Below are 7,471 nucleotides of genomic sequence, written 5' to 3' on the forward strand. Positions count from 1 at the left end.
GGCAGGATGCGGATCTTGTTGGCGCTTGTGTTGTGTGCGGTGTCGTTGGGGGCACGGGCTGGGGAGACTTTGGACCTCACGCCTTTCGTGCAGCAGGACGTCTATGAGTGGGTGAAGATTTCGCCCGATGGCAAGCACTTCGCGGTGACCAAGCCGCTGGAAGACCGTACCGCGCTGCTTATCCTGCGCCGCGAGGATAACGCCTTCACCGCCAAGATCATGGGCGGCCCGGATTCGGTGGTTGACGATTTCTGGTGGGCCAACGATGAGCGGGTGGTGGTGTCGCTGTCGCGCAAGCAGGGTTCGCGTGATGAGCCGGTGTCGGTCGGCGAACTGTATGCGGTGAATGTGGACGGCAAGTACAGCATGTTGCTGGCCAGTCCTTATGGCGTGCGCACGCAGCCTGGGCTGGTTACGGAGATGCGCAATACCTTCGAACAGTCGGTCTACATGCTCGATCCGCTGGCGGGCGATACACGCAACGTACTGGTGTCGGCGGTACCGGTGGCGAGTGATCCTGTCGTCCGTATCGAAAAGCTCGACATCTACAGCCGCAACCGCGTGCATATTGCCGAGGTGCCGGTGCAGCGGGCGAGCTTCGTGTCCGACCAGGCTGGTGAAGTGCGCTTTGCGGTGGGCGCCAAGGCCGACAACGTTTCCAAATTGTTCTACCGCGAGGCGCGCGGGCAGGACTGGCGGCTGATCAATGATGAAGGCAGCAGCGGCCATCGGCGTTTCCCGCTGGGGTTCAGCGCGGACGGCAAGCTCGCCTATCTGCAGGTGGAACACGCCAGCGGGCCGGACAGCATCGTGTCCTGGGACCCGGCCAGCGGTGCCGAGGTGGAGTTGCTGCGCGACCCGCAGGTTGATCCCTACCAGGTCCTCTACGACCTCGATGGCAAGACGCCAATCGGCGCCTCGTACATGAACGAGCGTGTCAGCAACCGCTTCTTCGACGAGACCGCGCGTACCGCACGCTTCTACCGCAGTCTGGAAAAGGTCTTCGTGAACGACGCGGTACGCATGACCTCGTCGACCAGCGACGGGCGCTATGTGCTGTTGTTCGTGTGGAGTGACCGCAACAACGGCGATTACTTCCTGTTCGATACGCAGGAGCGCAAGGCCGATCGGATGTTCAGCCGCCGCGAATGGTTCGAGCCGCAGCAGGTGCCGCCTTCGCGCTACATCAGCTTCCGCGCCCGCGATGGCATGCAGCTGCACGGCTACCTGACCGAGCCCTTGCAGCCCGCGAACGGGCCACGGCCGATGGTACTGCTGCCACATGGCGGGCCGTTCACCATCTTCGACCAGTGGCGCTTCGACGACGACGCGCAGCTGCTTGCAGCGGCCGGTTACGCGGTGCTGCGGGTCAACTACCGTGGCTCAGGCAACTACGGCCGCGCATATACCGAAGCCGGCAGCCGCGAGTGGGGCGCGCGCATGCAGGACGACCTGGCCGATGCCACCCGCTGGGCAATCAACGAAGGTGTCGCCGACCGCGAGCGCATCTGCATCTACGGCGCCAGCTACGGCGGTTACGCTGCATTGATGGGCGCGGCACGCGACCCGGACCTTTACCGCTGCGCGGCCGGCTATGTCGGCGTGTACGACCTCGAGCTGATGCATCGCAACACCTCCCAGCGCAGCCAATCCGGCCGAACCTGGGCAGGCGAATGGCTGGGCGAGCGCGGCGATCTGGGCGCACGTTCGCCCGTATCGCTGGCCGACCGCATCAAGGTGCCGGTGTTCCTGGCGGCCGGCGGCAAGGACGAGCGCGCACCCATCGAGCACAGCAAGCGCATGGAACGCGCCCTCAAGAAGGCAGGCGTACCGGTGGAAACCCTGTACTACCCGAACGAAGGCCACGGCTTCTACACCGAGCCGCACCGCCGCGAATACTACGCCCGCCTGCTCGCCTTCCTAAGCCAGCATCTCGGCGGAGCAAAAGCAAAACCGGGGTCAGAGTCAGGTATTCGCAGCTCGGCGAACTGATCAGCGCAAGGTTGCCACTGCAGTCGATGCGCTAGCGCGCCGGCCCCGCCTTTCGGGGCCGGCCACTCTTACCAGGCGTCAGACTACGGCCGAGCTGCGCCTCGATCGCGGCCCGGAAACGATCGTTGCCCATGGGCTGCTGGCGGTTGAGGTGGTCACGGAAGCTCGCGGTGTCTTCGTCATTCGCGCCCTGCACGAACTTTCGGTACGCCGCCTGTCGCTGCTTCTCGCAGGCATCCAGCGTGGCGTAGCAGACGTGGGCCTGTATGGCCGGGTTCGCCACACCATAGGCATTGTGCCGATAACTCGACCACGGATAGTCGGCGGGTTGCGGCACCATTCCAGCGCGGACAGGATTCAACTCGATGTAGCGATAACAGCGAAGAAGGTGCTCGTCATTCGCGACAAGGTGCGATTTGAAGCGGCCTTCCCATAGCGTACCGCTGCGCTCGTACGCGTCGTTGATATAACGGACATAGCGCCGGCCCAATGCCTGCATCAGGCCGCTGATCGCGCCGGATTCAGCGGGCGTCATCAGCAGGTGGACGTGGTTGGTCATCAGTACATAGGCATGCACGCGGCATTCGCGCTCGATGCTGAGCGTGTGCAGATCCTGCAGGTAACGCATGCGGTCGATGTCGCGGAAGAAGCATGGTTGCCGGTCGTTGCCGCGCTGAATCACGTGCTGGGTTACGCCCGGCGGATCGATTCGTGGTCGCCTTGCCATGTTGAACTCCAGTCGCTGTTCGCCTGCAACGCTAAGGTGACTGGTGTGGTGGATCGATCCGGGGAGTGGGTTGTTTGCTGTAAGAACCTGACTCTGACCCCGGTTTTGCTCTAACATGCCGGCACCAGCCAGCCATTCCCGTTCGACAACGGCGCAGCGAGCCAGGACACCCTTCGTGCCCTATCAAGGAAGCTCGCAATGTCGAAATCCCCCCTGTTCCGTTCCGCTGCGCTCGCGCTGGCGGTCTCTCTTGCGGTAGTTGCACCGGCTGCGTCTGCGACGTCGCCGGTTGCTGCCAACAGCAACGCCACTACCGCCGCGCAGCGCCAGGCCGTCGCCAAGGGTCTGTACGAACTGGCTTACAGCCCCGCGCAGAACGCCGTTTTCGTCGCTTCGTCCGGTGGTTTTGGCGATGCTGCCGGCCCGGCCCAGGTGTTGCGTCTGGACCCCACCACGCTTGCCGTACAGCAGCGCATTCCGCTGGAGCGCAAGGGCTTCGGTGTAGTGCTGGATGATGCCAACAATCGCCTCTACGTCGGCAACACCGTCGATACCTCGGTGACGGTGGTCGATACCGCGCAGAACAAGGCCATCGGCACCGTGCAGCTGATGGAGAAGGTCACCGGCAAGGACGGCAAGTCCTATTACAGCCATGACCTGCGCGAGCTGGTGGTGGATGCGCCCAACCATCGCCTGTATGTCACCGGTCATTCGCAGGAAGGCAGCGTGCTGTTCGTGGTCGATACGCAGTCGCTGCAGCTGATCGACACCATTGAGGGGCTGGGCAAGGCCAAGGCGCCGGGCCTGGCACTGGATGCAGCCGGCAAGCGCGTCTACACCAGCAATCTGCTGGGCGAAGTGGTCACTGTTGGTACTGACAGCGGCAAGGTCGAGCAGCGCTTCCAGGTCAGTGCCGAGCAGCCGATGAACATCGCGCTCGATCCTGCGGGCACGCGTTTGTTCGTCACCGACCAAGGCCTGGAGATGATCCGCAAGTACCAGGGCAGCAGCATCGAAGGCTTCGTCTCGCGTCATCCGGGCAAGCGGGTGCTGGTACTGGACCGCAGCAGTGGTGCAGAGCTGGCGAGCATCCCCACCGATGCCGGCCCGCTCGGCATCCTGCTGGATGCCGAGCGCAAGCGCCTATACGTGACCAACCGGGAAGCCGGCAGCGTCACCGCCTACGACAGCGACAGCTACCAGCAGGTGGCCAGCTGGTCGGTGCCGACGCACCCGAACAGCCTGGCACTGGATGCGAAGAACAACGTGCTGTACGTCAGCATCAAGAACGGCGAAAGCGACCCGAAGGGTGCTGAGGAAACCGTTGCCCGCATCGAACTGGGCAGCTGAAGCAGAAGCATTTGCAGCATCTGATTGCTGCGCGGGCCGGGGCAGCACGCCTGCTGCCTCGGCCCTTCTTTTTGCGTGGTAGCGAGAACGGGCTCGAAGGTCCTGCGCGTTTGGATTGCTCGCGTAGTCGTTGGAGCCCTTCCTTCGTCTTGCGAACCTGGCTGGGATGGCTGGCTGGCTGGCTGGCGGGACAGGGGAGGTGCATGCGCGACTTCCGTACCGGTCACGGCATGGCAGAAGGAAGAGGGGTTGCTTCATGCGGGCGGCGATGCCGCCGGGGCCGAGCCGCCTTTTGACGCAGTCCTTGGGGGGACTTGCAGCCCCAGCGTGTGTACGCCTTGGATCGACGTCTATAGAATTCCGCACGGGGAAACACCAGCATCTCTTTCCTGCGTCTCTCATGGCGCGGTGTTGGACGCCTGTCCCTGCAACCATCCTTGTCGAAATGGAAGTCGAGTAAATGCAGATTCGTTTGTTGTCGCTGGCCTTGCTGGCGTTTGCGTGTGTGGATGTGCGTGCGGATGTCGGGGCAGGAGAGAGCCTCGCTGCTCCTGAAACCCAAGCGAAGGTCGAGCGCCCGGCACGCATCCGCCTGTTCGGGCAGAACGGCGTAGGGCTCACGATGTATACCAACGCGGTCTGCAGGAAGGAGTACGACGAAGAGATCGAAGCATCGGGCTCGCTGGGCAACTACTTCAAGGCGATGGTCCGCAAGAAGCCGGAGAACATCTCCATCGGCATGCCGGAAACCGACGACAGCCGCAACCTGGCCACGCGCGACAAGCTGTGGGCCAGCCCCTATTACACCGAGCACGCCTTGGTGCCCGGCCAGCCGGTGTTGTTGCAGGCGAACATCGCCAACGGATCGGGCTGGACCTGCAACCGCGGTCGTGGCATCGAGCTCGGTTTCGTACCGGAGCCCGGTGTGGACTACGAAGGCGATATGATCCGCGACTTCGAAGGTGGCAGCTGTGGCATCGCGATCCGTCGGCTGGAAGCGGACGGAAGCACCGCGCCCATCGTCGGCCAGATACCGCCTTCCAAATGTGAAGCAAGACCGGCACGCACCCCGTCGCTGATGGTGATGCTGATGAACGCGGATAACCTGCAATACCGCCTCGCCGAGGAAGATGCTGGCATCGACGAGCTGGACAACGATGAAGACAGCCTGGAAGACCTGGAAGAAATGATCGCCGAGGCGCCCATCACCGCCGCCATGCCGGTCTGCATTGTCGCCAGCGCCGACAGCCGCGACAGCGAGTTCGGCAAGAAGCTGCCTGCGCTGCTGGAAAAGCGCGGCGTGCAATCGCAGGTGATGCGGGTTGATGCCAATGCGCTGACGGCCGAGTGGGGCCTGACCGAACAGCAGCCGCTGGGCTTTGCCTTGGCCGAGTATTACTGCCGTTCGGTCCGCGAGCTTCGTTGATCGCGAGCGGCGCGGCCAGAAGTGCATGAGGCCGGCATTCGTGGCTTCTGGAACTATGTTCCCGCAGACACGGATGCTGGCATCATCCGCCCATGACGCTCACCCTCGACCACCTGCGCCGCTACGCGGTCGCCCGCACGCTGTTCAAGCCGACCACGCTGATGCGGGCGATTGCCAAGCTGGGTTTCGTGCAGGCTGATCCTATCCGTGCGCCCGCAAGGGCGCAGGACCTGACGCTGCGGCACCGGGTCCTGGGTTACCGGGCCGGGGACCTGGAGCGGCGCTACCCACGACTTCCCATCGAGGAAGATTTCTTCGTCAACTATGGCTTCCTGCCACGCGACCACCAGGCGCTGATGCACCCGCGACAGGCTCGGATGGAGTGGACGCCGGCACGCTGGAAGCAGGCGCAGGCGGTGCAGTCCTTCATCGCCGAGCGCGGTGCGGTCCACCCGCGTGAGGTGGATGCGCACTTTGCACATGGCAAGACCACCAACTGGTTTGGCGGCTCGTCCAATGCCAGCACCCAGTTACTCGATGGCATGCATTACCGCGGCCTGCTGCGGGTGGCGCGACGCGATGGTGGCACGCGCGTCTATGCAGTTCGCGACGCGGCGCTGGCGGTAACTGCCCCCGAGATCGATGCGCGCATGGATGCATTGATCGACCTGATTGTTGGCAAATACGCACCGCTTCCCGATGCAAGCCTGGGTCAGCTGGTGGCCTATCTGGGGAATGGTGTCCCGCAATGGAAGGATGCGCGCAAAGCGGCGTTGGCGCGTGCGCGCCTGCGTCTGCAGCGGGCGAGGGTGGATGGCATTGATTGGCTGTGGCCTGCCGATGAGCGTGCGGAAAGCCGTCGCTGGAAGCCGGATAGCCAGGTGCGCCTGCTGACTCCGTTCGATCCGGTGGTCTGGGATCGCCGTCGCTTTGAGCTGCTGTGGGGTTGGGCGTACCGCTTCGAGGCGTATACCCCGCCGGCAAAACGCAAGTTGGGCTACTACGCGTTGCCGCTGCTGTGGGGCGATAGGGTCATTGGCTGGGGCAATCTATCGGTGGCTGGTGGCGTGTTGAATGCGCAGCTGCAGTACGTGGAAGGACGGGCGCCGCGTGACGCTGGGTTTGTCGACGGGCTGGACGCGGAGCTGGGCCGCATGCGGGTATTCCTTGGGCTGGATGAGTGAGTTGAGGTCTGGGCTGCGGGCGGTATCCGGACGTAGTGCCGTTGAAAGGATGCGCTTGCACCTCTGGCCGCTGTTTTGCTTGGTTGCAGGTGTCGTTGAGCAAGCCGGGCGCTTGCGGGCGGAGCACCAGCTTACTCGTTCGCGAGCAACGGATGCCTTGGCGGGCCGAGGTTGATTGCCAGCTGGCGCATCCGTCATGCTGCGCTGCCACGCCACAACAAGCCCGCAGGACCATCACGTGCCGACAACCACCGCAGCCACCGCCCGCAACAGCGCTGTGCATATGGCCGTGGCGTTCATTGCGATGGGTAGCTGGGCCACTTTCGCGAATCTTGCGCACCCAATGCCGCGGCCGTTGATCGCAGGCGTAGTGCAGGGCACCTTGTCGGCACTGATCACCCTGTTCCTGAAGCGCATGATCGAGGCGCTGTCCGCGCGTTTGCCCGGAAGCGCCGGCTATTGGGTGCCGCCGGTGGTTGCTGTCGGGGTTTCGCTGAGCTTGCTCAGCAGCATCCATTGGATCGCTGGCACGCCTGAGATCCTACGCACGATCGTGGTGCCGCTCTCGGTAACCGCGATCTATGCGACGAGCTACAACCTGACGCTACGGCGGATCTCGACGTAGGGGCAGGATAGGAGCGATGTGGGAGCGGCGTAAGCCGCGAAGCTCGCAAGGCCTGCAACCCGTAGTGGGGGGGGCGGGGGGGGCGGGGGGGGGGGGGGGGGGGGGGGGGGCGGGGGCGGGGGGGGCGGCGCGTGTATGGAGGGCCGCGGCGGCCCCGGGGGGCGGGG

6 protein-coding genes are annotated in these 7,471 nt (G+C 64.1%); 5 read left to right on the forward strand and 1 reads right to left on the reverse strand.

Annotated features, from left to right (window positions below; all coding sequences use genetic code 11):
• Positions 1 to 6 precede the first annotated feature (6 nt).
• Positions 7 to 1,992, forward strand: a complete 1,986-nt coding sequence (locus tag AC1VWL_RS11585) for an alpha/beta hydrolase family protein (RefSeq protein WP_482986787.1) — start codon at positions 7 to 9, stop codon at positions 1,990 to 1,992.
• A gap of 31 nt (positions 1,993 to 2,023) precedes the next feature.
• On the opposite strand, the gene AC1VWL_RS11590 is transcribed toward AC1VWL_RS11585, so the two are convergent.
• Complete coding sequence (locus AC1VWL_RS11590) at positions 2,024 to 2,719, reverse strand: REP-associated tyrosine transposase (RefSeq protein ID WP_482986788.1); 696 nt, start codon at positions 2,717 to 2,719, stop codon at positions 2,024 to 2,026.
• Positions 2,720 to 2,917: 198 nt separating this feature from the next.
• Here AC1VWL_RS11590 and AC1VWL_RS11595 point away from each other — a divergent pair, with 198 nt between their 5' ends.
• From AC1VWL_RS11595 to AC1VWL_RS11610, 4 genes are all read left to right on the forward strand, one after another.
• Complete coding sequence (locus AC1VWL_RS11595) at positions 2,918 to 4,069, forward strand: YncE family protein (RefSeq protein ID WP_482986789.1); 1,152 nt, start codon at positions 2,918 to 2,920, stop codon at positions 4,067 to 4,069.
• A gap of 460 nt (positions 4,070 to 4,529) precedes the next feature.
• Positions 4,530 to 5,495 carry a hypothetical protein gene (locus AC1VWL_RS11600; RefSeq protein ID WP_482986790.1) on the forward strand — a complete coding sequence of 322 codons (966 nt, stop codon included), beginning with the start codon at positions 4,530 to 4,532 and terminating at the stop codon, positions 5,493 to 5,495.
• 92 nt (positions 5,496 to 5,587) lie between these two features.
• Positions 5,588 to 6,679 (forward strand): DNA glycosylase AlkZ-like family protein, encoded by a 1,092-nt coding sequence (locus AC1VWL_RS11605; protein ID WP_482986791.1) that lies wholly within the window; start codon positions 5,588 to 5,590, stop codon positions 6,677 to 6,679.
• A 238-nt stretch (positions 6,680 to 6,917) separates the two neighbouring features.
• Positions 6,918 to 7,304, forward strand: coding sequence for a hypothetical protein (locus AC1VWL_RS11610; RefSeq protein WP_482986792.1), 387 nt, complete (start codon positions 6,918 to 6,920; stop codon positions 7,302 to 7,304).
• Positions 7,305 to 7,471 lie beyond the last annotated feature (167 nt).

It is taken from the genome of Stenotrophomonas sp. STEN063 (assembly GCF_056854515.1).